The 26,285-nt window shown below is 70.7% G+C and carries 29 protein-coding genes, 2 tRNA genes and 1 other RNA gene; 17 read left to right on the top strand and 15 right to left on the bottom strand.

Going from position 1 to position 26,285, the window contains the following annotated elements:
• Positions 1 to 21: 21 nt before the first annotated feature.
• Together P3X83_RS26205 and P3X83_RS26200 are read right to left on the bottom strand one after the other, a co-directional pair.
• The gene (locus tag P3X83_RS26205; RefSeq protein WP_277307872.1) at positions 22 to 753 is read right to left on the bottom strand and encodes an ABC transporter permease; all 732 of its coding nucleotides are present in this window, start codon (positions 751 to 753) and stop codon (positions 22 to 24) included.
• Positions 754 to 790: 37 nt separating this feature from the next.
• A complete protein-coding gene (locus P3X83_RS26200; RefSeq protein WP_277307871.1) occupies positions 791 to 1,735 on the bottom strand; it encodes an ABC transporter ATP-binding protein in 945 nt (314 codons plus the stop codon).
• Between the two features lie 185 nt (positions 1,736 to 1,920).
• Between P3X83_RS26200 and P3X83_RS26195 the strand changes: the two genes are divergently transcribed.
• From P3X83_RS26195 to P3X83_RS26185, 3 genes are read left to right on the top strand one after another with little or no spacing between them, the layout of a single operon-like run.
• On the top strand, positions 1,921 to 3,459 hold the full coding sequence (locus P3X83_RS26195; protein ID WP_277307870.1) for a histidine kinase: 1,539 nt from the start codon (positions 1,921 to 1,923) through the stop codon (positions 3,457 to 3,459).
• 5 nt (positions 3,460 to 3,464) lie between these two features.
• Complete coding sequence (locus tag P3X83_RS26190) at positions 3,465 to 5,042, top strand: histidine kinase (protein WP_277307869.1); 1,578 nt, start codon at positions 3,465 to 3,467, stop codon at positions 5,040 to 5,042.
• A complete protein-coding gene (locus P3X83_RS26185; RefSeq protein WP_277307868.1) occupies positions 5,039 to 5,692 on the top strand; it encodes a response regulator transcription factor in 654 nt (217 codons plus the stop codon). The genes P3X83_RS26190 and P3X83_RS26185 overlap by 4 nt, the downstream gene beginning before the upstream one ends.
• Before the next feature lie 7 nt (positions 5,693 to 5,699).
• Here P3X83_RS26185 and P3X83_RS26180 read toward each other — a convergent pair whose 3' ends face one another.
• Positions 5,700 to 6,308 carry a hypothetical protein gene (locus P3X83_RS26180; protein ID WP_277307867.1) on the bottom strand — a complete coding sequence of 203 codons (609 nt, stop codon included), beginning with the start codon at positions 6,306 to 6,308 and terminating at the stop codon, positions 5,700 to 5,702.
• 169 nt (positions 6,309 to 6,477) lie between these two features.
• Between P3X83_RS26180 and dnaN the strand changes: the two genes are divergently transcribed.
• Positions 6,478 to 7,575 carry a DNA polymerase III subunit beta gene (gene dnaN / locus P3X83_RS26175; RefSeq protein ID WP_277307866.1) on the top strand — a complete coding sequence of 366 codons (1,098 nt, stop codon included), beginning with the start codon at positions 6,478 to 6,480 and terminating at the stop codon, positions 7,573 to 7,575.
• A gap of 112 nt (positions 7,576 to 7,687) precedes the next feature.
• Here the strand turns inward: dnaN and P3X83_RS26170 are convergent, their stop codons facing one another.
• The 6 genes from P3X83_RS26170 to upp form a co-directional block, all read right to left on the bottom strand.
• Positions 7,688 to 8,365, bottom strand: a complete 678-nt coding sequence (locus tag P3X83_RS26170; protein WP_277307865.1) for a FadR/GntR family transcriptional regulator — start codon at positions 8,363 to 8,365, stop codon at positions 7,688 to 7,690.
• Positions 8,366 to 8,504: 139 nt separating this feature from the next.
• The gene (locus P3X83_RS26165; protein WP_277307864.1) at positions 8,505 to 9,860 is read right to left on the bottom strand and encodes a helix-turn-helix domain-containing protein; all 1,356 of its coding nucleotides are present in this window, start codon (positions 9,858 to 9,860) and stop codon (positions 8,505 to 8,507) included.
• A 134-nt stretch (positions 9,861 to 9,994) separates the two neighbouring features.
• Positions 9,995 to 10,525 carry a PH domain-containing protein gene (locus P3X83_RS26160; protein ID WP_277307863.1) on the bottom strand — a complete coding sequence of 177 codons (531 nt, stop codon included), beginning with the start codon at positions 10,523 to 10,525 and terminating at the stop codon, positions 9,995 to 9,997.
• Entirely contained in the window at positions 10,522 to 10,680 is a 159-nt protein-coding gene (locus P3X83_RS26155) for a hypothetical protein (protein WP_199536849.1), read from the bottom strand. The genes P3X83_RS26160 and P3X83_RS26155 overlap by 4 nt, the downstream gene beginning before the upstream one ends.
• A gap of 148 nt (positions 10,681 to 10,828) precedes the next feature.
• Positions 10,829 to 11,053 (bottom strand): hypothetical protein, encoded by a 225-nt coding sequence (locus P3X83_RS26150; RefSeq protein ID WP_277307861.1) that lies wholly within the window; start codon positions 11,051 to 11,053, stop codon positions 10,829 to 10,831.
• Between the two features lie 209 nt (positions 11,054 to 11,262).
• Positions 11,263 to 11,901, bottom strand: a complete 639-nt coding sequence (gene upp / locus P3X83_RS26145) for a uracil phosphoribosyltransferase (protein ID WP_277307860.1) — start codon at positions 11,899 to 11,901, stop codon at positions 11,263 to 11,265.
• Positions 11,902 to 12,052: 151 nt separating this feature from the next.
• Between upp and P3X83_RS26140 the strand changes: the two genes are divergently transcribed.
• From P3X83_RS26140 to P3X83_RS26125, 4 genes are all read left to right on the top strand, one after another.
• Positions 12,053 to 12,562 carry a tRNA adenosine deaminase-associated protein gene (locus P3X83_RS26140; protein WP_277307859.1) on the top strand — a complete coding sequence of 170 codons (510 nt, stop codon included), beginning with the start codon at positions 12,053 to 12,055 and terminating at the stop codon, positions 12,560 to 12,562.
• A gap of 18 nt (positions 12,563 to 12,580) precedes the next feature.
• Positions 12,581 to 13,072, top strand: a complete 492-nt coding sequence (locus P3X83_RS26135) for a tRNA adenosine deaminase-associated protein (protein ID WP_277307858.1) — start codon at positions 12,581 to 12,583, stop codon at positions 13,070 to 13,072.
• A gap of 47 nt (positions 13,073 to 13,119) precedes the next feature.
• Entirely contained in the window at positions 13,120 to 13,551 is a 432-nt protein-coding gene (tadA, locus tag P3X83_RS26130) for a tRNA adenosine(34) deaminase TadA (protein WP_277307965.1), read from the top strand.
• Between the two features lie 34 nt (positions 13,552 to 13,585).
• Positions 13,586 to 13,673, top strand: a tRNA-Ser gene (locus tag P3X83_RS26125).
• Positions 13,674 to 13,759: 86 nt separating this feature from the next.
• On the opposite strand, the gene P3X83_RS26120 is transcribed toward P3X83_RS26125, so the two are convergent.
• The 4 genes from P3X83_RS26120 to P3X83_RS26105 form a co-directional block, all read right to left on the bottom strand.
• Complete coding sequence (locus tag P3X83_RS26120) at positions 13,760 to 14,053, bottom strand: type II toxin-antitoxin system VapB family antitoxin (protein ID WP_277307857.1); 294 nt, start codon at positions 14,051 to 14,053, stop codon at positions 13,760 to 13,762.
• 110 nt (positions 14,054 to 14,163) lie between these two features.
• Positions 14,164 to 15,045: a neutral zinc metallopeptidase gene (locus P3X83_RS26115; RefSeq protein WP_277307856.1), complete on the bottom strand. Its 882-nt coding sequence runs from the start codon at positions 15,043 to 15,045 to the stop codon at positions 14,164 to 14,166.
• 69 nt (positions 15,046 to 15,114) lie between these two features.
• Positions 15,115 to 15,555 (bottom strand): VOC family protein, encoded by a 441-nt coding sequence (locus P3X83_RS26110; RefSeq protein WP_277307855.1) that lies wholly within the window; start codon positions 15,553 to 15,555, stop codon positions 15,115 to 15,117.
• 116 nt (positions 15,556 to 15,671) lie between these two features.
• Positions 15,672 to 16,100, bottom strand: coding sequence for a helix-turn-helix transcriptional regulator (locus tag P3X83_RS26105; protein WP_277307854.1), 429 nt, complete (start codon positions 16,098 to 16,100; stop codon positions 15,672 to 15,674).
• Between the two features lie 77 nt (positions 16,101 to 16,177).
• On the opposite strand from P3X83_RS26105, the gene P3X83_RS26100 reads away from it, so the two are divergent.
• Both P3X83_RS26100 and P3X83_RS26095 read left to right on the top strand, forming a co-directional pair.
• On the top strand, positions 16,178 to 16,798 hold the full coding sequence (locus P3X83_RS26100) for a GNAT family N-acetyltransferase (protein WP_277307853.1): 621 nt from the start codon (positions 16,178 to 16,180) through the stop codon (positions 16,796 to 16,798).
• 63 nt (positions 16,799 to 16,861) lie between these two features.
• Positions 16,862 to 17,152 (top strand): sigma factor, encoded by a 291-nt coding sequence (locus P3X83_RS26095; protein WP_346742748.1) that lies wholly within the window; start codon positions 16,862 to 16,864, stop codon positions 17,150 to 17,152.
• An 81-nt stretch (positions 17,153 to 17,233) separates the two neighbouring features.
• On the opposite strand, the gene P3X83_RS26090 is transcribed toward P3X83_RS26095, so the two are convergent.
• Positions 17,234 to 17,319, bottom strand: a tRNA-Ser gene (locus P3X83_RS26090).
• An 82-nt stretch (positions 17,320 to 17,401) separates the two neighbouring features.
• On the opposite strand from P3X83_RS26090, the gene ffs reads away from it, so the two are divergent.
• An RNA gene (gene ffs, locus P3X83_RS26085) (signal recognition particle sRNA small type) lies at positions 17,402 to 17,497 on the top strand.
• 18 nt (positions 17,498 to 17,515) lie between these two features.
• A complete protein-coding gene (locus P3X83_RS26080; protein ID WP_277307851.1) occupies positions 17,516 to 19,837 on the top strand; it encodes a DNA polymerase III subunit gamma and tau in 2,322 nt (773 codons plus the stop codon).
• A gap of 408 nt (positions 19,838 to 20,245) precedes the next feature.
• Here P3X83_RS26080 and P3X83_RS26075 read toward each other — a convergent pair whose 3' ends face one another.
• Positions 20,246 to 21,877, bottom strand: coding sequence for a helix-turn-helix domain-containing protein (locus P3X83_RS26075; protein WP_277307850.1), 1,632 nt, complete (start codon positions 21,875 to 21,877; stop codon positions 20,246 to 20,248).
• 418 nt (positions 21,878 to 22,295) lie between these two features.
• Here P3X83_RS26075 and P3X83_RS26070 point away from each other — a divergent pair, with 418 nt between their 5' ends.
• From P3X83_RS26070 to P3X83_RS26050, 5 genes are all read left to right on the top strand, one after another.
• Positions 22,296 to 22,646 (top strand): YbaB/EbfC family nucleoid-associated protein, encoded by a 351-nt coding sequence (locus P3X83_RS26070; protein ID WP_277307849.1) that lies wholly within the window; start codon positions 22,296 to 22,298, stop codon positions 22,644 to 22,646.
• A 3-nt stretch (positions 22,647 to 22,649) separates the two neighbouring features.
• Positions 22,650 to 23,249, top strand: a complete 600-nt coding sequence (recR, locus tag P3X83_RS26065) for a recombination mediator RecR (protein WP_277307848.1) — start codon at positions 22,650 to 22,652, stop codon at positions 23,247 to 23,249.
• The gene (locus tag P3X83_RS26060) at positions 23,242 to 23,772 is read left to right on the top strand and encodes a DUF5063 domain-containing protein (protein WP_277307847.1); all 531 of its coding nucleotides are present in this window, start codon (positions 23,242 to 23,244) and stop codon (positions 23,770 to 23,772) included. Before recR ends, P3X83_RS26060 begins: the two co-directional genes overlap by 8 nt.
• Positions 23,773 to 23,901: 129 nt before the next feature.
• The gene (locus tag P3X83_RS26055) at positions 23,902 to 25,200 is read left to right on the top strand and encodes an aspartate kinase (RefSeq protein ID WP_277307846.1); all 1,299 of its coding nucleotides are present in this window, start codon (positions 23,902 to 23,904) and stop codon (positions 25,198 to 25,200) included.
• Positions 25,197 to 26,255, top strand: coding sequence for an aspartate-semialdehyde dehydrogenase (locus P3X83_RS26050; protein ID WP_277307845.1), 1,059 nt, complete (start codon positions 25,197 to 25,199; stop codon positions 26,253 to 26,255). The genes P3X83_RS26055 and P3X83_RS26050 overlap by 4 nt, the downstream gene beginning before the upstream one ends.
• The last annotated feature ends 30 nt before the right edge of the window (positions 26,256 to 26,285 follow it).

Genomic DNA, 26,285 nt, shown 5'->3' with positions numbered 1-26,285 from the left:
GCCCACTGTCACTCCCAACTGTCACTCCCAGCGGAACAGCCTGACCGCGAGGACACCGGCGGCCACCAGGGTCACCAGCATGACCACCAGGTGAACCGGCTGGGGCCAGGCGCCCGCCCAGGTGTCGCGAATGGCCTGGCCGAACGGCGCGACCGGCAGGAAGTCGCCGACCCGCTGGAGGAACTCCGGCATGGTCTCCCTGGGCATCCACATGCCGCCGACGAACATCAGCGGGAACATGATCACGTTGCCGATCACCGGCGCCGACTTGGGGCCCGCCATCGCCGCGATGACCAGGCCGATGGCGAACAGTGAGGCGCTGCCCAGTACGAACGCGACGACGAACCCGCCGAACTGGCGGGGGAACGGCACGTCGTGCACCAGCCCGCCCAGCACGATCATGAGCAGCGCGGCGACCACCCCGATGACCGCGTTGATCAGCAACTGCGCGCCGAGCAGGCGGCCCGGGTGGACCGGGGTGGTGGACATGCGGCGGAGCACGCCCTTCTCCCGGTAGAGCGCCAGCGTGGCCGGGACGATCGCGAACGCGAGCGTCATCACGGCGAGCATGGTCATCATGGCCGGGAAGTGGTTGTCGATGATCCGCATGCCGCCCAGGTCGGGGGACGGCTTGCGGAAGGCGGGAATGCTGCCCAGCACCAGCATCAGCCCGACGGGCAGCAGGATGGAGAAGAACAGCGCGGCGGGCTCGCGCAGCAGCAGCTTCAGCTCGGTAAAGATGATCTTATTCATGGTGGGTTCCTCAGGGTCTGGGCGGGGCTCGCCCGGGTCAGGAGTCGATCTTCTTGCCGGTCAACGCGAGGAAGGCGTCGTCGAGCGTGACCCGCTCGATCCGCAGGTCCAGCGGCACGATCCGGCGCGCCGCGAGCGTGGTGCTCACCGCGAGCACCAGCCCGCCGGAGCCGCCGTCCGCCGACGCCGTCCCGGTGACCACCACCTCGCCGTCCGCCCTGGTCACGCCGGTCACCTCGGGCAGCGACCGCAGCGCGGCGGCCATCTCCTCGTCGCCGGTTCCGCCCTCGGCCGGCCGGAACCTCAGCCGCTGTTCCTTGCCGACCCGCCTGACCAGCCCGGACGGGGTGTCGAGGGCCACCAGGCGTCCCGCGTCGATCAGCGCCAGCCGGTCGCAGAGCCGTTCGGCCTCCTCCATGAAGTGCGTGACCAGCACGATGGTCACGCCCATCGCGCGGACGTCCTCGATGAGCCCCCAGGTGTCGCGACGGGCCTGCGGGTCGAGTCCGGTGGTCAGCTCGTCGAGGATCGCCACGCGCGGGTCGCCGACCAGCGCCAGCGCGATGGACACCCGCTGCTTCTGGCCGCCGGACAGCTTCCCGAACGGCGTGTCCCGCCGGTCGGCCAGCCCCACCCGCTCCAGTAGCGCCGTCCAGTCGGCGGGCTCGCGGTAGAAGGACGCGTACAGGTCGAGGGCCTCGCCGACCTTGAGCCGGTCGGGGAGCACCGCGCTCTGCAACTGCACGCCGAGCCGCTGCCGCAGCTCCGCGCCGTCGCGGCGCGGGTCGAGCCCGAGCACGCGGAGGTCGCCGGCGTCGGGGGTGCGCAGGCCGGACAGGCACTCCACCGTGGTGGTCTTGCCCGCGCCGTTCGGGCCGAGCACGCCGAAGATCTCGCCCTCCTCGACGGAGAACGTGACGCCGTCCACCACGGCCCGGCCGTGGTACGTCTTGCGAAGATCGTGGACATCGATGACTGCCATGCCATTGACGCTAGGAACACGCAGGTCACAGCGGAATCGGGTTGGCTGCCCAGCGGGGGTGTGCCTAGCCACACTCCCCTTCGGGTTCTAGGGTCAATGTCGCAGACACCCCGATAACGGACACTTGAGTCGGTCGGGCGGTCAGGCGCCAAGGGATTCGGTCAGGCATGAAGGGAGGAGACGACGTGGTGCGGCATCATGCCCGCGCGTTCGCGCGTGCGGTACTCCTCCTGCTCACCGCCGTCGCCGAGGCCCTGATGGTGCTGGTCAGCGTGGTCGCCCTGGTGCTCGCGATCGGCCAGGGCATGGTCGTCATCTTCTCGCCGCTGGTGCGAACCCAGCGCCGCCTCACCGGGCTCGCCCGCCGCAGGGCGCTGGCCTGGGCCGGGGTGCGGATCGAGGCGCCCTACGAACCGCCTCCTCCGCCGCCCGTCCCCGACGCCGAGGGGTGGTACCGCGCGGACCGCGTGCTCTACCGGACGCCCCGGGTTCCGGCGATGAACATGCGCTACCGGTGGCTGTTCGCCGACCCCGCGACCTGGCGCGACATGATGTTCCTGGTCGCCGACACCGTGGTGGCGGGCGTGCTCGGCCTGGTGCCGGTGCTCATGGTGGGCTACGGGCTGGCGCTGCCTTCGCCGTGGCGTCCGGACTCGCCGCCCGGGGTGGACCCGCTCGCCGTACCGCTCGGGCTGGCCCTGGTGGCGGGCGGCCTGCTGCTGGCCCCGGTGGTCGTGCGCGGGTACGCGCACTGGTGCCGGTGGCTGCTCGGCAGCACCCGGCGGGCCCGGCTCACCCAGGCGATGGGACGGCTGGTCAGGAGCCGCAGCGACGCCCTGGACGCGCAGACCGCCGAGTTGCGCCGGATCGAACGCGACCTGCACGACGGGGCGCAGGCCAGGCTGGTCGCCGTCGGCATGACCCTCGGCGCGGCGCACGGCCTGGTCAGGACCGACCCGGCGGCGGCCAGGACCCTCCTGGGCAAGGCGCGGGAGGAGTCGGCGGCGGCCCTCGGCGAGATCCGGCGCGTGGTGCGCGGCATCCACCCGCCCGTGCTGGCCGAACGCGGGCTCGGCGACGCCGTCCGCGCGCTGGCCCTGGACAGCCCGCTCACCGTGGACGTCGTGGTGGACCTCGACGTGCGGCCGACCGCCCCGGTCGAGTCGGCGGCCTACTTCGCGGTCAGCGAGCTGCTCGCCGAGGCGGCCCGGCAGGGCCGGGCCGAGCGGGTGCGTATCGACGTCAGCCACCGCTGGTCAGCGCTGCGGATCACCTTCGTCGACGACGACGGCACGTCGCCGCCCGCCCCCGAGGTGCTGGACGGCATCGAACGCCGCCTCGGCGTGTTCGACGGCGTGGTCGCGGTCAGCGGCGACATGATCACCATCGAGCTGCCGCACGCCCTCGCCCACACCACCGCGCACGCCCCGCCCGGCATGCCGCCGATGAAGACCTTCCTGGTCGTGCTGGGCTGGTCGATCGGCTGGCTGCCGCTGTTCCCGCAGGGCATCGTGGCCGGGGTGATGAAGGTCGTCGCGCCCGAGCAGCGGAGTTGGTTCCTGGCCCTGCACCTGCCCGAGGTGCTGCAGTGGCCGTTCATCATTCTGATGATCATGCTGGGCGTGCTGCTGTACGGCATGGCCGCGGCGATGCCGCTGCTGCACTCCCGCGAACGCTGGATGGCCACGCCGTCGCCCGGCCGTCCCTGGTTCTGGGGATGGTGAGCGCGGTGCCGCGCGTGCGGCGGACGGCCGTCGCCCTGGCCAGAGGGCTCGGGCTCGGGGCGATCGGCGTGGTCCACGTCCTGGTGGCCGTGGTGGTCGTGGTCTGCCTGCTGCTCAGCGCCACCGCCGTGTTCGCCGTGCTGCTCCTTCCCGCGCTCCGGCTCGTGCGGAGGTGGACCGGGCTGGCCCGCCGTCTGGCGCGCGACTGGTCGGGGGTGGAGATCGCGGTGCCGTACCTGCCGGAGCCGCCGCCCGCCACGCCCCAGCCGGACGGCTGGTATCGCGACGGCCGCAGCCTCTACCGCACGCCCCGGATGCCGAACTTCAACCGCCGGATGAACTGGGTGCTCAAGGACCCGGCGACCTGGCGCGACCTGGCCTGGGTGGTCACCTACGCGTTCGGCGGGCCGTTGCTGCCGCTCGCGCCCGCGCTGATGATCGGCTACGGCGGGGTGCTGGCGTTCGGCCTGGTGTCCCTGCCATGGCTCGCCGCACCCGTCGGGGCCGTGGCGGGGGTGGCGCTGGCGGCCGCCGGGCTGTACGCCGCCCCGTGGACGCTCCGGCTGCACGGCCTGTGGCTGCGCGGGCTGCTCGGCCCCACCGAGAAGGCCCTGCTGGCCCGGCGGATGCGGAGCATCGCCGAGTCCCGCACCGAGACGGCGGACTCCCAGGCCGCGCAACTGCGCAGGATCGAGCGCGACCTGCACGACGGGGCTCAGGCCAGGCTCGTCGCGGTCGGGATGACCCTCGGCGCGGCCGAGCAGCTACTGACAACCGACCCGGCCGCCGCCGAGGCGCTGATCGCCAAGGCCCGCGAGGCGTCCGCGGCCACGCTGGCCGAGCTGCGGCGGCTGGTGCGCGGCATCCAACCCCCGGTGCTGGCCGAACGCGGGCTGGTCGCGGCGCTGGACGCGCTGGCCATCGACAGCCCGATGGAGGTGACGCTGCGGGCCGACACGTCGATCCGCTGCCAGCCGTCCGCCGAGTCGGCGATCTACTTCGCGGTCAGCGAGCTGCTGACCAACGCGGTACGGCACGGCGGCGCGGCCCACGCCACCGTCGAGTTGCGTCTCGGCGGCGAGCCGGACGGCACGCTGACCGTCGTGGTCACCGACGACGGCCGGGGCGGCGCGGACCCCGAGCGGGGGAGCGGCCTGCGCGGCATCGGACGGCGGCTCGCGTCGTTCGACGGATCGCTCACCCTCGACAGCCCGGAGGGCGGCCCCACCGTGGCGACCCTGCGGATTCCCGTCGGTCCGCCCGTCGCGCACCGCGACCCGCCCCGCCGTGCCGGTCCGCCCGCCTGGAGGCGCTGGGCCGCCGGGGTCTGCTTCGCGTCCTTCGCGCTGCCGCTCTTCCCGCTGGGCGTCGTGTCCATCGCGTTCGCCCTCGCGGGCGTGCCGGAGATCGTCTGGGTGCGGTGGCTGGGGATGACCGGAATGGAATGGCCGCTCATGATCGCCATGGTGCTGCTGGGGACGGCGCTGCTCACCATGGGTATCGTGCTCAGTGTCCAGAACGTCCGAGAGGCCAGGGGGTCGACCGCCTCGCCGTCCACCCTGAAGGCGGAGGTCGCGGAGTGAGGGTCGTCATCGCCGAGGACCTGTACCTGCTGCGGGAGGGCCTCGTCCACCTGCTGCGCGCGCACGGCGTCGACGTCGTGGCCGCCGTCGAGACCGGCCCCGAACTGCTCAAGGCCCTCACCGAGGACGCCCCCGACGTGGCCATCGTGGACGTGCGGCTGCCGCCGACCTTCACCGACGAGGGCCTGCAGGCCGCCCTGGAGGCCCGCCGCCGGGTGCCCGGCCTGCCCGTCCTGGTGTTGTCACAGCACGTCGAGCAGCTCTACGCCCGGGAACTCCTGGCCGACGGCTCCGGCGCGGTCGGCTACCTGCTCAAGGACCGCGTCTTCGACGCCGACCAGTTCGTGGACGCGCTGCGCCGCGTCGCGGGCGGCGGCACCGCCATGGACCCAGAGGTCATCGCCAAGCTGCTGGCCAGCAACGCGCGCAGCGCCCCGCTCGCCCGGCTCACCCCCCGCGAGCGCGACGTGCTCGCGCTGATGGCCGAGGGCCGCTCCAACGCGGCCATCGCCCAGCGTCTCTTCCTGAGCGAGAGCGCGGTCGGCAAGCACACCGCGGGGATCTTCGCCAAGTTCGACCTGACCCAGTCCGACGACGACAACCGGCGCGTCCTCGCCGTCCTGGCCTACCTCAACGCCGCCCGTTCCTGAGCGGCGGTCAGCCGTGTCCGCGGGGGAGCAGGTCGTAGGCGCTGCCGGGGGTGCTGAACCAGGGGGTGTCGATGAAGCGGCCGGTGATACGGCCGGTGATGGTGAGGAAGGCGGCGGTCAGGTCCTTCTCGTCGGCGTCGTCGCCGTAGTCGCGGACCAGGCCGGTCGTGTGCGGGGCGAAGACCGAGTCCGGCGGCAGGTTGCCGTCCCAGAAGGCGGGGAGTTCCTCGGCGAGGCGACCGTCGTGGTAGTAGTCCAGGTCGTACAGGCCGTCGATGTCGGTCAGCCAGCTCACCTCAACGGCACGCCGTCCCTCGGACCATAGGGCCTTGTCCGTCAGGGCGCCGCCGACCGGCAGCAGGTTGACCACGACCGACCACCCGGGGGCGTGCGGACCGATCCAGATCGCCAGCGGGCGCGACAGGCCGCTCTGCCTGCGGACGCACTCCGCGAGGGCGGCGTCGTGCCGGGTCAGCGGATCGGCCCGCAGGATGTGGGCGATCTCGTCGCGGTCGTCACGCTCCATCCAGAGCCCGCCGAAGGCGCCCGCGAAACCGTGTGCGGCCAGCAGGCCGTACTGGTCGTCGGCCGGGAGCTCGTTTCGTAAGTCGTGCATCGCCGTCTTCCTGAGTCGAGTGCGCGGTGGTCCGGTGATCACCTGAGCGTCAGCCGACCATGATCCCAACGGCGCCCCCGGCCGATCAACCGGTGTCTTCTGTCGGAGTGAGGAGCTACCTTTCAGGGAGTGCCCCAGATGAGGTCCTGGCGAGGGAAGGTGGAACCACGTGAAGTTCCGGGTGAACCGCGATGTCCTGGCCGACGCCGTGGCGTGGGCCGCCCGGGTGCTGCCCGCCCGGCCGGCGGTCCCGGTGCTGACGGGGTTGCTGCTGGAGGCCGATGAGGAGCTGATGCTCTCGGCGTTCGACTACGAGGTGTCCGCGCGCTGCTCCGTCGATGCCGAGGTGGTCGAGCCCGGCCGGGTGCTGATCCCCGGCAAGGTGCTCGCCGAGATCAGCAAGAGCCTGCCCGACGAGCCGGTCGAGATCTCGACCGCCGGGGTGGAGGCCGTGCTGACCTGCGGCAGCGCCGAGTTCGCGCTGCTGACCATGCCGGTCGAAGACTTCCCGGCGTTGCCCGCCATGCCGGAGCGCGTCGGGGCCGTCGGCGGGGGCGTGTTCGCGGTGGCCGTGGGCCAGGTGGCGCCCGCCGCCAGCCGTGACGAGACGCTGCCCATGCTGACCGGCATCCGGTTCGACTTCGCGGGCGAGCAGGTCACGATGGCCGCGACCGACCGCTACCGGATCGCGGCGCGCGAGCTGGAGTGGCGGCCGGTCAAGCCCGACGTGGGCGCGGCGGCCATGGTGCCCGCCAAGGTACTGGTCGACATCGCGCGCTCGCTGCGCGGCGGGGAGGTGGCGGTCGCGCTGGGCGACGGCATCGCGGGCTTCGAGAGCGCCGGTCGCAGCACCACCGTGCGGCTGCTCGACGAGCAGTTCATCGACTACCGTTCGCGGTTGGCGCACGAGTGGTCGATCCGGGCCGACCTGCCGGTGGGGCCGTTCGTCGAGGCGATCCGCCGGGTGGCGCTGGTCGCGGAGCGTAACACCGCGATCCGGCTGTCCTTCACGCAGGGCCGGGTGCTGATCCAGGCGGGCGGCGGCGACATCGGCCGCGGCGCGGAGGCGGTGGAGTGCCACCTGACCGGCGACGACATCGAGATCGCGTTCCAGCCGCACTTCCTGCTCGACGGCCTGGGCGGCGTCGAGGGCGAGCTGGTCCGGATCAACATGGAGTCGCCGACCCGGCCCGCACTGATCTCCGGTGTGCCCGGTGACGCCGACCCTGACTTCCGTTACCTCGTAATGTCGCTACGCCTCGGCTGATTGTCCGGCCTTGACCGGTTCGCCGAGACGCGCCGATTAGTGATCAGGTTTACATCGCGAGTATGTGAGTTAGTCATTCGTTACTGACCGGAAAAGAGATCGGTTTACCCGACTACTCGCCTTCGGTGAGCGCGATGAGAATGTGCTCCATGCACGCGTGCCCGGCGCGCTCGGCGGCGTTGGCGTCGCCCGCCGCGATAGCCCGGGCGATGGCGTCGTGCGGGATGTACGTGCTGTTCAGCGAGGTGCCGGCGGCGGTGATGCTGGCCCGCAGGGCGGCGGAGAAGTCTTCGTAGAGGTCGAGCAGCACCTGGTTGTGGGTGGCGCGCACGACGGCCATGTGAAAGGCCAGGTCGGCTTCGACGAAGGCGTCGGGGTCGCCGCTCTCCCAGGCGGTCTCCCGGTGGGCCAGCGCGGCCTCGATGAGCTTGATGTCGCCTTCGGTGCGCCGGGTCGCCGCCAGCCGGGCGGCCTCGACCTCAAGGGCGCGCCGGACTTCGAGGATCTCCAGTTGCTCGGCCTGGCGCAGCCGGCGCAGCATGGCGCCGGAGAGTTCGCTGGTCGCCCGCACGTAGGTGCCGTCGCCCTGGCGACAGTCGAGCAGGCCGGCGTGGGTGAGGGCCCGTACGGCCTCGCGCACGGTGTTACGGCCGACGCCGAGCTGTTCGGCGAGAACGGTCTCAGTGGGGATCTTGGCGTGCAACGCCCAGGAACCGGTGATGATCTGCTCTTTGAGCTGCTCGATCACCTGGTCTACCAGGGAAGCCCGCTGTGCCGTACGCAGACTCACAGTCCCGCCTCCTCCGGGGAAACCAATCATCCCATGAGTCAATGACTGGTAGACCCCGATTATTCCAGACGGAGGACGCTGCTCCGGAAGAGGGGGCGGTGGTCGGCCGGGCGCCTACGGCCCGGCCGGCACCGATGAATCAGACGGTCAGCACCGAGTCGACGGTCAGCCCGGTGAGCGCGGACCTGACCCCGACCGCTTGGAGCGCTCTATGATAAGCGCCGGCTTGATTCTCGTGGGCCCCCACCTTGCCGTACAGGTCGCCGAGCTCGCGCCAGGCGCGGGCGTGCTGCCGGTCGGTTTCGGCTTCGGGAACCCCTTCGAGCAGCTTGCGGGCGCTGGCCAGGCTGGTCGCCGGGTCGCCCTGCGCCGAGGCCATCGCGACCTCCGCGAGCACCAGGTGAGCGGTGGCCCCGGTGGCGGTGAAGGAACCGGCGAGCAGTTCGAGCGCGGAGCCGGCCAGGCGGGCCGCCTCGTCGAGGTCGTCGCTCTTCAGGTGAATATGGGCCAGTACCACAATGCTCGTGGCACGGTCCTCCAGGTGGCCGGGAAAAGCCGAGAAGATCCGCATCGCCGTGGTGGCGTGCTCGCGCGCCTCGCCGGGACGGCTTTCACCGACCGGTCCGACGGTGAGCCGCGACCACTCCATGGCGATCTTCGCCAGTCGCAGCGCCATGCGGGCGGGCCTGCCGGTGGCGATGGCGTCGTCCGCGAGGCGCACCGCGAGCGCGGAGTCGTCGCCCTGGGCGGCCGTCACGCTGGCCCTCCAGAGTGCGCGGATCTCCTGCTCACGGTCGATCGCCCGAGGGATGTCGTTGTCCGCGAGAACCTGCCGTACGTAGGCGAGCGTGCCGTTCTGCTGGCCCTGTACGGCGCCCGCCTCCACCAGGGCGGAGGCGAGGTCGACGGCGATCTCGCCGTGGGTGACGCCGAGCCTCGACACCTGGCGCAGAGCGTGTCCTGCCAGGTCACGGGCTCGGAGCGTGTCTCCTGCGCGCTGGTAGCAACGGCTCAGCGCGATGGTCAGGGGAAGGTCGGCCAGACGCTCCGGGTGCGCCGCGGCCTCTCGCCTCAACCGTTCGAACGCCTCGACCGCAGGGCCCAGCTTGCCCTGCGCCTTCAGCGCGCGGGCACGCCCGAAGCGGGCGTGTGCCGCGAGCATGGCGTTCTCCTCGCCTGCCGCCTTGATGATCTCACCGAACCGGTCGGCCGCCACCGCCGGGTCGCCGTGCTGGAGCTCCAGCTCGGCGTGACGCAATCCCAGCTCCGTGTCGATCCGCTGACGCGGCTCGATGCCGTGCAACAGGAACTCGGTGGTGCAACCGAGCCGTTCGGCCAGGAGCCGCGCTACCACGGGAGTCGGGGTGCGCTTCCCCGACTCGATGAGAGAGACATAACTGTCGGAGAGGTCGGGCCCGGCCAGTTGGGCCTGGGACATCCGCCTGCTCAGCCGCAATCCTCGGACGCGGTCACCAATGGTTCCCTGACTCGGCATCTGATCTCTCAGGGCGGGGTAATGGTCAATGTTCTCGTCATGATTGCATAAAGGCGAGGAAATGGGTAACCCCACGTGAAGGAATCCCGTGTGTGAACGATCGTTCACACACGGGGACTTGGGACGATCAGGTACTAATCATCGCCCGGATCGGCGCCCGGGAAGAGCATCTGGCAGACCTCTAGATACAGGGTCTCCGGATACGGAAGGTAGTTGACGGTCGAGAGGGCCTGATCTTGACCGGCCGACTCCAGGACGAACTCTCCGTAGCCGAGCATGCGCCCCAGCACCGATCGCTGGAAGCTCATGTCGGTGACCTTGCCCAGCGGCATCATCGCGACCTTGCGCGTGATGAGGCCGTAGGTCAGCAGCATCCGCTTGGACGTCACGACGAAGTAGTCGACTGACCATTCGGCGACTTTCCAGACAAAGCGGATCAACAGCAGCAGCCAGGCCCACCAGACGACAACGAGGGCCTGGCCGCCCACGCTCCCGCCGAGCCACCTGCTGAGCAGCCCGGCGAGAATCAGGCCGCCGAATACCTCGGCGACAGGACGGAGGAGGATGGCGGGGTGACGCCGGACCATGATGACTTGATGTTCATGGGGGAGCAGGTAGCGGTTGACCGACGACGGAGCTGAGTCCCCGTGGGTCACAAGTCTCATGACAGCTGCGTCACAAACTGCGCCAGTGAGTCCGCGGCCGTGAACACGGAGTTCATCGCGCCCCGCACCGCGGAGGCGGCGTCACCCGGCCTGGACAACAGGTAGAACGCCACGAAGGCGATGCCTGTGTACTGTAGAACCTTCTTGACCTGCACTGTCGTCTCCCGTTACCGCTCGGCCCACTGCACCCGCCGTATACATTACCCACGCTGCTGCTGGGGTAAAGCGTCCTTAACCACGACACTCCCGGGCTTTTGCCGAGACGGCATGGTCTTCTCAGGGCCACCTCAGTTGATCGGCGGATCAGCCGCTTTCGGTGGCCACGATGGCGAGTACCTGAAGGTGCTTGCGCGCGATCCGTTCGACCAGCCCCCGGTGGGCGTCACCCGTCACCTCAAGGGCGCCGTAGTGCGCCGCCTCGATGCAGCGGGTGACGGTCGCCGGCGGATGCACGCCGGCGAACTCGTCGCGGAGCCGTACCTCGACATCCGAGTACGGGGGGTTCTCGGCGTCGCCGGGCGGGCTCACTCCGCCACTCCCAGGCATACCGGGAATCGGCCGATCTGCTCGCTCATCGTTCTCCCTGATGTGTGCCTGTCGCCATGGACGGGACACGGCAGAGATGCCTTCCTCACTTGTTGTACCCATGTGACAACAGTATGTAACTGTACCGGCATCGAGGAGAACGAAAGAGGGTGTTCGCCGAGCTCAGGGGTCGGGTTTGGCGCGGCCCGGGGTCAGGCGACGCCGTACAGGCGGTCACCCGCGTCGCCGAGGCCCGGCACGATGAAGCCCTGCTCGTTGAGTCGCTTGTCCAGTGAGGCGGTGACCACGCGCACCGGGGCGCCGGTGCCCGCGAACACTGTGTCCAGGTGGGCCAGGCCCTCGGGGGCGGCCAGCAGGCAGATCGCGGTCACGTCGGTCGCGCCTCTGTCGAGCAGCAGCCGGATCGCGGCGGACAGCGTGCCGCCGGTGGCGAGCATCGGGTCGAGCACATAGCACTGGCGGCCCGAGAGGTCTTCGGGCAGGCGGGTGGCGTAGGTCTGCGCGGTGAGGGTGCCCTCGTCGCGGACCATGCCGAGAAAGCCGACCTCGGCGGTGGGGATGAGCCGGGTCATGCCGTCCAGCATGCCCAGGCCGGCACGCATGATCGGGACGACGAGCGGGGCGGGGCGGGCCAGCCGTACGCCGTGGGCCGGGGAGAGCGGCGTCTCGACTGTCACCTCGGTGACCCGGACGTCGCGGGTGGCCTCGTAGGCGAGCAGGGTGACCAGCTCGTCGGCGAGCCGCCTGAAGGTGGGCGAGTCGGTGCGCACGTCCCTCAGCGCGGTCAGCTTGTGCGCGACCAGGGGGTGATCGACGACGAGTGTCTCCATGGGCGTCCACCGTAGTCGCTGGGGCACTGGAGACGGTATGTGCCGAGTGGTGCCTGCGGTTTTTGATCACATTTTGGGCAGAGACCCGTACGGGGACCCGCTGCGTCTGGGACGATTGAACATGGCAAGTGACCACGTCGGTGGGGTGACGATGACAGACGAAGACGCGCTCGACTTCGCCATCGTGGTCTCTAGGGAAGACGACCACTGGGAAGCCGGGATGCTGCCGGTGGCGTTGACCTCTGATCTGCACGGGCTCATCCAGGCGCTTCGCCAGCAGCCGAGTATGAGCGGGACGATTGGCCTGGTCGCCGTGGGGGATGAGTTCTTCGTGGCATTACGGGTGTTTGGTGACCGGGTGAACCTTTTCCTGTCCGACATCACCGCGTCGTGGGACTGGCCGCTGGCCAGGCAGGCTTTGGACTACCTCGACGTACCGGTGCCGGACGAGGCCGAACTGGACGCGATCCTCCAGGACGAGGAGATCGCGCTTCCGGCAGGCGACCTGTCGATCTTCGCCGACCTGGGGCTCGACGAGATGGAGCTCGGCGCGCTCTCGGGCGACTTCGAGCTGCTTCCGGACGAGGTGCTCTCCAGCATCGCGACCAGGCTCGGGTTCTCCGAGCCTTTCGAACGCGCTCTCGACTCGGTGTTCGGCTGATCTTCAGGGAGCATCTCCATGCCCTCCAGACCGATTGGCAGCAGTCTGTTCGCGGCCGCCTTCGTCCAGACCGGCGATGGATGGAGCGGCGCCGAGGTGGATCTGCGTGACGCCGAGATCGTGGACGATCTCAGCGACGCGGTGCAGGAGAGCCTCGACCTGAGCGGCGACGAGATAGCCCTGCTCTGCGTCGAGGTCGAGGACGAATGGTTCGCGATCGCCCGCTACCAGGGCGACATGGAGCCACGGGCGTTCATCTCCGACGACCGGGCCGGGCTCACCGACGCCCTCGGCGAGCTGTTCACCGAGCTGGCCGGGGTGGCCCCCGACCGCGAGTCCGCCGATCTCGGCATCCGCCCGGCCGGCGACTTCGACCTGCTGAGCGACCTCGGCGTCGGCTCGGAGGAGCTGATCGAGCTCAGCATGGAGGAGGGGGTCCTGCCGGCCGACACGCTGTCGGTGATCGCGGAACGCCTCGCCTTCGCCGACGAGCTCGACCGGCTGCGGTGACCGCTTCCGCGCCGGACGGCGGGCCCCCGCCGGACTACGAGCCGCCCATGCGCCTGGCCCTGGAGCGTGCCAGGACGGCGGCCGAGGCCGGCGAGGTCCCCGTGGGCGCGGTCGTGCTCGACGCGGGCGGCGCGGTGCTCGCCGCCGCCGCCAACGCCCGCGAGTCCACCGCCGACCCCACCGCGCACGCCGAGATCCTCGCGTTGCGCCAGGCGGCGCGCGAGCGCGGCGAGTGGCGGCTGTCCGGCTGCACCCTGGTCGTCACCCTCGAACCGTGCACGATGTGCGCGGGCGCGGCCGTCCAGGCCAGGGTCGAGCGCGTCGTCTACGGCGCGGTGGACGAGAAGGCGGGCGCGGCCGGCTCCCTGTGGGACGTCCTGCGCGACCGCAGGCTCAACCACCGGCCAGAGGTGCTCATGGGCGTCCTGGCGGACGACTGCGCCGCGCTCCTCGGCGACTTCTTCACCAGGCGCAGGTAACGAGCACACCGCGTTTTCCGGTAGGCTGCTCGACGGTGGAGTCGCCTAGTGGCCGAGGGCGCACGCCTCGAAAGCGTGTGTAGGGCAACCTACCGTGGGTTCAAATCCCACCTCCACCGCCACCGAAAGGGCCGCTGACCTGAGCGCAGGTCAGCGGCCCTTTCGTATGTCGTGGGAAGGCGCCGTCCGTCGTGGGGCGGCGGCGCCGTCAGGCGAGTTCGAGGACCCGGGCGTGCAGGACCGATCGCTGGTGCAGGGCCGCGCGCAGGGCCCGGTGCAGGCCGTCTTCGAGATAGAACTCGCCCTGCCACTGGACCACGTGGGGGAAGAGGTCTCCGTAGAACGTGGAGTCCTTGGCGAGCAGGGAGTGCAGGTCGAGCACGGCTTTCGTGGTGATCAAAGAGTCGAGCCGGACCTGTCGCGGTGGTATCTGGGCCCAGTCGCGATTGGATAGACCGTGTTCGGGATAAGGGCGTCCGTCGCCGACCAGCTTGAAGATCACGCCATGCAGTTTATGAGATGAGCGGGATTACTGGCGTCGTGTGGGCGCATCCGGTGCGCGTTCGGTATGAACGGGACGGCGAGGAGGACATGGTTCTCCGGCGTGCCCGACTACTCTCCTGACTGGTCTTCCGGCGTGTCTTCTGATGTGTCCCTTGACGTGTCGCAACGTGCCGGATCGCCGGTCTGGTAGCCGATGGTGAACCATTTCCGGCGTTGGTCGAACGTGCGCTGGCCGGGCCCGACCCACTCCGAGTCGCTGCCGTTCGGGCCCATGTCGATGGTCGCCTGTCCGACCTTCTCGGCGGTGTCGAACATCTGGCGGATCTCCGGATCGCTGAACGGCCGGGGAAAGAACCTCGTGCCCACAGCGTATTTCCCCCATACCCCGCTGTAACAGTCGGCTTGTAGTTCTTCCCGTTGCGAGTCCTCGCGCCCGCCGTCGGGCAACTGGCCGAGCAGGTCCTGCGCGTGGTGGCCGAACTCGTGCGCGATCACGTACGCCTGGGCGAGCGGGCCGCCGGTCGTGGGGTGCTCGCGTTCGAGGGTGTCGAAGAAGGTCCGGTAGAGATAGATCACCTCGTTGGTCGGGCAGTAGAAGGGCCCGACGGCGGGCGTGGCGGGTCCGCAGGGCGTGCGGGTGCGCGTGTCGAAGAACACGGTCTTCGCCGGCCGGTACTTCTCGCCGCGCCGTTCGAAGTAGCCCTTCCAGTAGCTCTCGATGCTCGCCACGATCCGCGCGATCCGGCAGTCCTCCGGCCGCTTGGCGGTCTTCTCGCAGACCGGACCGGCGCTCGGCAGCGGCGTCGGCCTCTGCCACGCGCCTCTCGCCTGGCCTCTGACCTGGCCACCCGCCTTGTCGGCCGGGGGGTCGTCGCCGCCGAGGATCGGACTGGGGCAGGCGGCGACGGTGATCGCCGTCCCCACGGTGAGCGCGAGCAGTCGCCACGCCGTTCGATTCCTCCCGTGCGGCGGCGTGCGGTAGTCCGGCATGTCTCCCCCGATGCTCGCGCGGTGTGGTCATTTGACCACCAAGGGTGACATTCCCTGAAATTTCGTTATCTATGCCCAGTCAGCGCTCTCGTCGAGCTTGTCGAACGCCTGGGTGAGGCTGAACCAGTTACCCGAGTCGTCGCGGAAGATGGCCTCGATGCCGTACGGGCGCCGCTCCGGCTTCTGCAGGAACGTGACGCCGCGCTCCGACAGCCGCCGGTAATCCGCCTCGCAGTCGTCGGTGTTGAACGCCCCCGCGCCGAGCACCCCCTTGCTCACCAGCCCCCGGAGCTGCTCGGCCGACTCCGGGTCCAGCGACGGCTGCCCCGGCACCATCAGCGCGATCTGCACATTGGGCTGGTTCTTGGTGCCGACGGTGAGCCAGCGCATCCCGCCCTCACCGAGGGTCATGTCGGTCAGGACCTCCAGGCCGAGCTTGTCGACGAAGAACTCCTTCGCGGAGTCCTGGTCGAGCACCCACACGGTGGAGATCCGCAGTCCCGTGATCATCTCTATCTTTCCTTTCGATCGTCGGCTCGTCGTCCTGCCGTCCACGCTAGGCGGTGGGCCGGGGGCGGGCCTTCTCGAAAGTTGCGCAGCTAGGAGCGCATTTCAGAACTCCTGTCTCAGGTCTCCTTGGCGCGGAACCCGCCCGCCCAGAACAGCACGAAACACCCCGGGATCGACGGACTGCCGTGCTCCCGTGCCCTGCCCCTGAACTCGCCGGGCGTCATCCCCGTCACCTGCTTGAATCGGGTGCAGAAGGTGCCCAGGCTGCTGAACCCCACCAGAATGCAGATCTCGGTCACCGTCAGGTTGGCGGACCGCAGCAGTTCCTGGGCGCGCTCGATCCGGCGGCGGCTGAGGTACTGGCCGGGCGTCTCGCCGTACACGTCCTTGAAACTGCGCACGAAGTGGTAGCGCGAATAGCCCGCCCGCGCCGCGACGGCGTCAAGGTCGAGCGGCCCCGACCATTCGCGGTCCATGGTGTCCTTCGCCATCCTGAGCCGCCGCAGGCGCGCGGTGTCGATCGGTCGTCGGGAGACCGTGCTCATTCTCCGATCCTGACATACGCCCTCGGCGCTAATGTGCCCTCCATGTCGTCGCCCTCCATGACCTCGGAAGAACGTTCATGAACCCGGACGGCGCGGCCGGGCGCACCGCGGTCGAGATCGCCGCCTACCTGGCCGGCGGCCAGGAGGACTCCTCCCGCGTGACCCTGAACGCCATCACCGCCGACGACCGCGACGAGTTCGTCGAGCTGACCCGCGCCAGCAAGGACCTGCACCACCCCTGGATGACCCTCCCGAGCACCCCGGCGGAGTTCCGGACCTACCTCCACCGCTTCGACCACGTCAACGCCCAGGGCCTGCTGATCCGCGTCCGCGAGACCGGCGCCGCCGCCGGAGTCGTCAACATCAACAGCATCATCCGCGGCCGCATGCAGGGCGGCTCCCTCGGCTACGCCGCCTTCGCCCCGAACGCGGGCCACGGTTACATGACCGAGGGCCTCGGAATGGTGGTGCGCTACGCCTTTCACCAGTTGCGCCTGCACCGCCTGGAGGCCCAGATCCAGCCGGACAACCAGGCGTCACTCGCCCTCGTCCGCCGCCTCGGCTTCCACTACGAGGGCCTCTCCCCGAACCTGCTCTTCATCGACGGCGCCTGGCGTGACCACCAACGCTGGTCCATCACCACCACCATGCTCGCCCCCGGTCCCTGGCCCACCCACCCGACTCTCCCCGCCCGCTGACACCTTTCGGGCTGTCCGCCGGTCTCAATGGAACGAGCGTGCGGCGAATGCAGGGGGATGATCATGGACGACGAGCGTGCCTTCGGCGAACTCATCGAGCGCCACCGGCGGGAACTGCGGGTGCACTGCTACCGCATGCTCGGTTCGTTCGAAGAGTCGGAAGACCTGGTGCAGGAGACGTTCCTGCGGGCGTGGCGCGGACGGCTGGCGTACGTGGCGGCGGACGGCACGCCGAGAGTGTTCCCGATGCTGCTCCACTGGACCGGTGACGAGGTCGTCATGTCCACGTTCGCGGGCGCGCGGAAGATCGCACGTGGGGAGGACAGGGGCACGGCACGTGCGGACACGGATTGAGACGGGAAGTGAGACGGTGACATGCGAGAGGGGCCGGTTGGATCGACCGGCCCCTCTGGCGTTCCCTGTCTCAACCAGGAGCGGAGGATACGAGATTCGAACTCGTGAGGGGTTGCCCCCAACACGCTTTCCAAGCGTGCGCCCTAGGCCAACTAGGCGAATCCTCCGTAGAGCAGCTTACCGGAAGTCCGGCGCCACGGGGACGGTGATTCTCTGCCCCGAGTACTCGTGGGCACGGCTAGACTGTCCGTGGACCCCTCGCGCGGCGTCATCCTGTGAACCTCCCCAGGGCCGGAAGGCAGCAAGGATAAGCGGGCTCTGGCGGGTGTGCGGGGGGTCTCTTCAGCTCTGGAGGGACCCCGCATGAGCCTCGCGCTGTACCGCAAGTACCGGCCCGGGACATTCGCCGAGGTCAAGGGCCAGGAGCATGTGACCGAGCCGCTACGCCAGGCGCTGCGGACGGGCAGGATCAACCACGCGTATCTGTTCAGTGGCCCTCGCGGGTGCGGCAAGACGTCCAGCGCGCGTATTCTGGCGCGGTCGCTGAACTGCGAGAAGGGCCCGACCCCCGACCCGTGCGGCGAGTGCGAGTCGTGTGTGGCATTGGCCCCCACCGGCCCCGGCCATCTGGACGTGATCGAGATCGACGCCGCCTCCCACGGCGGTGTCGACGACGCGCGCGACCTGCGTGAACGGGCGTTCTTCGCCCCCGTGTCCGCGCGGTTCAAGATCTACATCATCGACGAGGCGCACATGGTGACCCGCGAGGGTTTCAACGCGCTGCTCAAGCTCGTCGAGGAGCCCCCGCCCCACCTGAAGTTCGTGTTCGCGACCACCGAGCCCGAGAAGGTCATCGGCACGATCAAGTCGCGCACCCACCACTATCCGTTCCGGCTGATGCCGCCCACCACCCTCCGCGCGCTGCTCGAAGAGATCCTCACGAGTGAGAGCGTGCCGTTCGAGCCCCCCGCGCTGCCGCTGGTCGTGCGCGCGGGCGCCGGTTCCGCGCGCGACTCACTGTCCATCCTCGACCAGTTGATGGCGGGCGCCGACGACGCCGGAATCACCTACGCCAGGGCCGTCTCGCTGCTCGGCTACACCGACGGCGACCTGCTCGACGAGGTGGTCGGGGCGTTCGCCGCCGGAGACGGCGCGCGGGTCTTCCAGACGGTCGGCCGCGTGATCGAGGGCGGCCACGACCCCCGGCGCTTCGCGATGGACCTGCTGGAGCGGTTCCGCGACCTGGTGATCCTGGCCAACGTGCCGGAGGCGGCGGGCAGCGGCCTGCTCGACCGCCCGGCCGACGAGCTGGAGCGGCTGCGCGAGCAGGCCGCGTCGATGGGCCCCGCCGAGCTGACGCGCGCCGCCGAGGTGTTCAACGCCGGGCTGACCGAGATGCGCGGGGCCACCTCGCCCCGGCTGCTGCTGGAGCTGATGTGCGCGCGGGTGCTGCTGCCGTCGGCCGCGCAGGGCGAGGCGGCGCTGCTGGCCCGCCTGGAGCGCCTGGAGCGCAGCGGCCCGGCACCGGCGCCCGTCCAGGCTGCCGTGCAGCAGGCTCCCATTCAGCAGGCCCCTTTGCGGCAGGCCCCGGCTCCGGCGGCTGTTCCGGCGGCTCCGCCGGTGCGGAACGATCCCGAGCCGGGCCGTACGGCTCCCGCGCCCGCCGAGACGGCCCCGCGCGGGGGCGACGACTGGCCCGCCGCTGTTCGTCCCGGGGGAGGGGGCGCGCCGCCGTCCTCCCCTGAGGCCGCCCCCTCGTCCGCCCCTGCCTCGGCACCGGCCGCCCCCGCGGCGAGCCCGGGAGGCGACCTGCAGCAGTCGTGGCCCGCCGTGCTCGGCGCGCTGAAGCGCCGCAGCATCGTCGTCTGGGCCAACGTCAACACCAATGCCCAGGTGGTGGGCGTCGAGGGCAACCTCGTCACCCTAGGGTTCGCGCAGATCGGCGCGATGAAGAACTTCGTCGGCGGCGGCAAGGACACCGTGGTGGCCGCGGCGCTCGGAGACGTGCTCGGCGGCCACTGGCGGGTCGAGGCCGTGGCCGGGTCGGGGGGCGGGCCGTCCGCACCCTTCGGCGCGGGCGTCGGCCCGCCCTCGCGGCCCGGAGGCGGTTCACGCGGGCCGCAGCCGAGCGCGCCGTCTCCCGCTCAGCCCGGCGGCCCTTCGGGCCCGCAGGGAGGATCCCAGGGCCGCAAGGACGAATCGCAGACGCAGGCTCAGGCGCAGCCGGCCCGTCCGGCTCAGGCGTCCGCCGCGCCGGAGGCCGCTCCCGACCGGGTGACCACCGACGAGTCGTGGCCCAGCGAGCCGCCCCCCGACGACCCCGGCTCCCCGCCCGCGCCGACCACGGGCAGCACCACCACCCGCCCCTCGGCCAAGCCCAGCGCCGGCATGGCCGCCGCCCGCACGGCGGCCCAGGCCGCCCAGGCGCACTCCCGCACCCGCGGGCAGGGCAACGGCGGTAGCGGAGGCAACGGCAACGGCGGTAGCGGAGGCAACGGCGGCGGCAAGTCCGCAGGCGGATGGCCCGATGCCGTCCCCGGCCGGCAGGGCACGGGCGGTGGCCAGGTCAACGACGAGGTCGACCCCGAGAACGACGCCGACGCAGACGTCGACGAACTCTCCGGGATGGCCCTCATCCAACGCGAACTGGGCGGCCAGATCATCGGCGAAATCGACCACACCTGACTCAAGGCCCTTTCGGCCGACCGCCCGGCCCACTGGAGGGTCCCGGCGATCGCAGTGCCCCGTTCATGATGCGGACGGCCTCGGCCGCAGCGCCCCCGTCGCGGAACGGGAACCGCTGCCTTCTGGGCCGGCCCGGGGTAGAGCCCAGGTGGCAGAGGGGGATCTGAGGCGGAGCACGCCTACGGGCGGGACGCCACGGGTGGTCGCCGGCTGACCCGGCGCGTTCGCGGTGCGGGAGGTGAGTCGGTGGTCTTGGTCGTAGTGCCCTGCTGGGCGGGGCGTGGGCCAAGCGGCCGATTGGCAGAGGCCGTGTGTGGTTGAGGGATGCGGAACGACGGCCGTTGGGCGGGGGGCACGTCTACGGCGGGGGACGTGGTCGGGCCTGACCGGGGAGGGGGTTTGGGTGGGTCAGGCGGAGTCGGCGGCGAGGCGGATGCGGGCGGCCACGGCTCGGTGGTCGTGGGCGGGGAGGAGGGTTGTCAGGCGTTCCAGGACCTGAGGGTCGTCGTGGCCGTGGGGGGTTTGGGCGTAGGTCCACAGCGCCTCGGCGGAGGCGTCGCGGAGGATGTGGGCGCGGACCTGGCCTTCCAGTTCGTCGCGTTCGCGGCGGATGGCGGGCGATTCCGACCGGGGGAGGAGCGGGCCCGGGTACGCGCGGGCCAGCGCCACCGGGTCGCGGTGTGACAGCAGCCGCTGGATGTCGATGAAGTCGGCTTCCACCTCGCACGCGAGCCGGTACGGCTTGGCCGCGATGGCCGCGCCGAGCTGGGATCGCAGCCGGTGGATCTCCGCCCTGATGGTCACCGGGTTACCCAGATCGCCGTAGAGCTGGAAGGAGAGCTGGTCGGCCGTCATGCCGCGGGGGTTGAGCGCGAGCACGGCGAGGATCTCGGCGTGCCGCAGTGAGAGCTGCACCGGGAAGCCGTCCAGTGACGCGGACGGATGATCGGCTCCGAGGAACGACAGCGCGAGCACGTGCGAGCGGATGCGTTCGGCCGGGTGGATCAGGTAGCCCTCGCCGATCGGTTCCAGGACGCCGACCGTGCCGTCGCGCAGCAGCACGGTGTCGCCCGACGCGGGCAGGCCGATCTTCGGCCCCCAGCGTCCGGGGAGGTCACCGGCCAGGATGCGCCCCCCAGGGGCGACCAGGGCGCCACGACCGGCGGCGTGGGAGCTTCGGGCGCGTTCGTCGTACCGGGCGCGCAGGATATCGTCGCGCGCGCCGACGCCGAGCGCGATGTGGCTCTCCGCCAGCCGGGCCGCGGCGTGGACGAGGGCGACCGTCGCCGGGTGCAGCCGCTCCGGAGCGCCGCTGACGTTGACGCACCCCACGACCTCGCCCGTGCCGGGGTCGATGATGGGCGCGCCCGAGCACGACCACGCCTGGAGGGCGCGGACCAGGTGCTCCCCGGCGTAGACGTGGACGGGACGGCCGGTGGCCAGCGCGGTGCCGATGCCGTTGGTGCCGACCGCGGCCTCGGCCCAGTCGAAGCCGTCGCAGAGGCCGAGGCTCTCGCCGTAGGCGACCGCCCGGCGGTCGCCGTCGCTCCACAGGACGCGGCCGTTCGCGTCGGCCACCGCCATGACCATGCCGGTGTCGCGGACGGTCTGCAGGAGGGTTCCCACCAGGAGCGGCAGATGTGGGTTGAGTGGATGAGACCCACGCACGTCGGTCATGTCCGCGTGTTCGTAGACGATCGGGGCGGCGCGGGTCTCGGGGTCGATCCCGGCGTTGAGCGAGCGCCGCCAGGAGGCGGCGATGACGCCGCGCGGGCCGTCGCCCCGGGGACGGTGCTCCACCTCGCCGCGCGGTTCTTCCTCCTTTGGCGGTGAGGCGTTCGGACGGCGGCGCCCGGCCCGGCCGCGCCCGGGCGTGCCGTTCCCTTCATGGGCACCTGAGTCACCTGGATCAGGGCGTCCCGCTCCGCCGTCCGTGGCGCCGTTGACGGCGGCCTCGTGCCAGGCGCGGAGCCGGGAGGCGTACTCGTCCAGATCTCGCGCCGCCACGGCCGGTACGGCAGGCGCGCGACTGTCACGCATAGACCACCCCCAGTAATCGCGTCATCGGCGAGCATCGGGTTTTCGGCCCCGCCGCGCAACCGATTCGGCCAATCGGGATGCGAAGAGTGAGGGGGTGACCGCAACGTGTGTGCAACCTCGCCCCGGTTACTTTGGGTTCGGGCACCCGCCAGGTGCGGCCGATCCGGCGGATGTGGCGGTCGGGCCCGGACGCCTCGCGGGGCGTCGGGGCCCGGTCGGCGGCACACAGGCCGGCACACAGGCCGGCACGCGGCTGGCACTCGAATCGGACCGCGGACGGCACGCGTCCGGAGCGCGGAGGGGCACACTGACGGAACACGGAGGAGGCGCCGCCGGTGCGCCGCCCCGTCCAAACACCGTAGGCTCGTGGCGACGGCACGGACCCCACTCACGCGAAGGCCACGAGGAGCGCACGACGGTGAACCCAGGCGATGTCAACCTGCAGCAGCTCATGGAGCAGGCCCAGCTCATGCAGCAGCAGATCGCGAGCGCCCAGCAGGAGCTGAACGACGCGCGGGTCGAGGGCACGGCGGGCGGCGGCCTGGTCGTGGCCACCGTCAACGGCACGGGCGAGCTGCAGGAACTCAAGATCAAGCCAGAGGTGGTCGACTCCGGCGACCCGCAGGAGACCGTCGACACGATCGCCGACCTGGTGATCGCCGCGGTCCGCGACGCCGTCCGCTCCGCCTCGGATCTGCAGCGGGAGAAGCTCGGCCCGCTCGCGCAGGGCCTCGGCGGCGGCGGCCTCGGGCAGCTTCCAGGGTTCTAGGCCATGTACGAAGGGGTCGTCCAGAACCTGATCGACGAGCTGGGCATGTTGCCCGGCGTCGGTCCCAAGAGCGCGCAGCGGATCGCGTTCCACCTGCTGGCGGCCGATCCGGCCGACGTCAAACGGCTGGCGCACGCCCTGCTCGAAGTCAAGGACAAGGTCCGGTTCTGCCGGGTATGCGGCAATGTCGCCTCCGAGGAGGACTGCCGGATCTGCCGTGACGCACGCCGCGACCTGCATGTGATCTGCGTCGTGGAGGAGCCGAAGGACGTCGTGGCGATCGAGAAGACCCGCGAGTTCCGCGGGCGCTACCACGTGCTCGGCGGCGCGATCAGCCCCATCGACGGCGTGGGCCCCGACGATCTCCGCATCCGCGAGCTCATGACGCGCCTGGCCGACGGCCAGGTCACCGAGCTGATCATCGCTACCGACCCCAACCTCGAAGGGGAGGCGACGGCGACCTACCTCGCCCGCCTGGTGAAGCCGATGGGCGTGAAAGTTACCCGACTTGCCAGTGGTCTGCCGGTGGGCGGTGACCTGGAGTACGCGGACGAGGTCACCCTGGGCCGCGCGTTCGAAGGACGGAGACTCCTTGATGTCTGACGAATGGAGCGAGCTCGCCGAGGTCATCGCCGGGCACGCCGAGAACTACCTCGACGGCCTGAGCCGGCTGGCGGGGGGCGAGGGCGGCGACGCCACGCTGGCCCTGCTGCTGATGGAGGTCGCCCAGGTGAGCCTGGCCGGGGCGCAGCTCGGCGCCAGCCAGGACGTGATCCTCTCCGGCAACTGGGAGCCTCCGATGAGCGAGGACCCCGACCTCGACGAGGTCCGCGCGGCCCTCGCCGAGCGGTTCGGCGAGGTGGACGACTACGCCGAGGTCTTCGACCCCTACAAGGACACCGGCGTGACCGCCTACCGCCTGTCCGACGACCTGACCGCGGTGGCCGCCGACCTGTTCCACGGGCTGCGTCACCACCGCGCGGGCCGTCCCCTGGAGGCGCTGTGGTGGTGGCAGTACTCGTACTTCAACACCTGGGGCAACCACGCGGGCGCGGCGATGCGGGCGCTGCAGGCGCTGGTCGCGCACACCCGTCTCGACGTGGTGGAGGAGCGCACCGGGGCGTGACATTCGGCACACGCCGAACGCCGAGGTGACGGCGGGGCCGTCCCACATGCTGGGCTGCCCAGAAGGAGCTCGCGATACGCCCCGTAAACTGTGAGCTCCACAGTCACCTACGTCCATCGGAGACATCCCGTGGCGCTCGTTGTTCAGAAATACGGTGGTTCGTCCGTCGCCGACGCGGCCAGCATCAAGCGGGTCGCGCAGCGGATCGTCGCGACGAAAAAAGCCGGCAACGAAGTCGTCGTCGTGGTCTCGGCGATGGGCGACACCACCGACGAGCTGCTCGACCTCGCCCAGCAGGTCTCGCCGCTGCCCCCGGGCCGCGAGCTGGACATGCTGCTGACCTCGGGTGAGCGCATCTCCATGGCGCTGCTGGCGATGGCCATCGCCAACCTGGGGCACGAGGCGCGGTCCTTCACCGGCTCGCAGGCGGGTGTGATCACCGACTCCAAGCACGGCAAGGCCCGGATCATCGACGTGACGCCCGGCCGGATCCGCGAGGCCGTGAACGACGGGCAGATCGCGATCGTGGCCGGGTTCCAGGGCGTGTCGCAGGACACCAAGGACATAACCACGCTCGGCCGGGGCGGCTCCGACACCACGGCGGTGGCACTGGCCGCCGCCCTCGACGCCGACGTGTGCGAGATCTACACCGACGTGGACGGCATCTTCACCGCCGACCCGCGCATCGTCCCGGCGGCGCGCCGGATCCCGCGCATCTCCTACGAGGAGATGATGGAGATGGCGGCGTGCGGGGCCAAGGTCCTCCACCTGCGCTGCGTGGAGTACGCGCGCCGGTTCGAGGTGCCGATCCACGTCCGCAGCTCGTTCAGCCAGCGAGAGGGCACCTGGGTGACCACCCGCGCGCCCGAGCACAGCACCAGCACCACCGACAGCGAGGGAAGCGAGATGGAGCAGGCCATCATCTCCGGCGTGGCACACGACCGGAGCGAGGCGAAAGTCACCGTCGTCGGCGTGCCCGACAAGGTCGGGGAGGCCGCCGCCATCTTCAAGACCCTCGCCGACACGGACATCAACATCGACATGATCGTCCAGAACGTCTCGGCGGCGGCGACCGGCCGTACGGACATCTCGTTCACGCTCCCGGCCGCCGACGGGCCGTCGGCGCTCACCACGCTGAAGCGGGTGCAGGACCAGATCGGGTTCGAGTCGCTGCTGTTCGACGACCAGATCGGCAAGGTGTCGCTGATCGGCGCGGGCATGCGTTCCCACCCCGGCGTGACCGCGACGTTCTTCGCCGCGCTCGCCGACGCGGGGGTCAACATCGAGATGATCTCCACCTCGGAGATCCGCATCTCGGTGATCGTCGGGCAGGACGAGGTCGACGCGGCGGTCGGCGCCGCGCACCGGGCCTTCGACCTTGACTCCGATCAGGTAGAGGCCGTGGTCTACGGAGGTACCGGACGATGAGCAAGCCCACTTTGGCCGTTGTCGGCGCGACCGGTGCGGTTGGCACCGTCATGCTCGACATCCTGTCCAGCCGTCCCGACGTGTGGGGCGAGATCCGGCTGCTCGCCTCGCCGCGTTCCGCCGGCAAGGTGCTGCGCGTGCGCGGCGAGGACGTCGTGGTCCGGGCGCTGTCGCCCGAGGCGTTCGACGGCGTCGACGTGGCCATGTTCGACGTTCCCGACGAGGTGTCCGCGGAGTGGGCGCCGGTGGCCGCCGCCCGCGGCGCGGTGGCCGTGGACAACTCCGGCGCGTTCCGGATGGACCCGCAGGTGCCGCTGGTCGTGCCCGAGTGCAACCCGGAGGCGGTCCGCGAGCGCCCCAAGGGCATCATCTCCAACCCGAACTGCACGACGCTGTCGATGATGACCGTGCTCGGCGCACTGCACCGCAGGTACGGCCTGCGCGAGCTGGTCGCCGCCTCCTACCAGGCGGTGTCCGGCGCGGGCGCGGCCGGGGCCGAGCGGCTCTACGACGAGGTCGCGGCCCTGGCGGGCGACCGCACGATCGGCACGGTCGCCGGTGACGTGCGCAAGGCCGTCCCCGACCTGGCCGACTCGCCGTTCCCCGCGCCGATCGCGTTCAACGTCGTGCCGTGGGCGGGTTCGCTCAAGGAGGACGGCTGGGCGTCCGAGGAGCTGAAGGTCCGCAACGAGTCCCGCAAGATCCTCGGCATCCCCGACCTGAAGGTCTCCGCCACCTGTGTGCGGGTTCCCGTCATCACCACCCACTCGGTCGCGGTCCACGCGACGTTCGCCGAGCCGCTGACGGTGGCCGACGCCAGGGCGGTGCTGGAAGAGGCGCCGACCGTGGTGGTGCTCGACGACCCGGCGGCCGGGATCTACCCGACTCCGGCCGACGTTGTGGGCACCGACCCGACCTACGTCGGACGCATCCGCCAGGCGCTCGACTTCCCCAACGCGCTCGACCTGTTCGTCTGCGGCGACAACCTGCGCAAGGGGGCGGCGCTCAACACCGCCGAGATCGCCGAGCTGCTGGCGGCGGAGCTCAGCGGCTGACGCGAGGGCGGCACGCCCGAAGCCGTGGGA

Source organism: Spongiactinospora sp. TRM90649, from assembly GCF_029382225.1.
Classification (GTDB): Bacteria; Actinomycetota; Actinomycetes; order Streptosporangiales; family Streptosporangiaceae; genus Spongiactinospora.
Note: the sequence above shows the minus strand (reverse complement) of the source record. Positions and strands in the feature narration are given on the sequence as shown.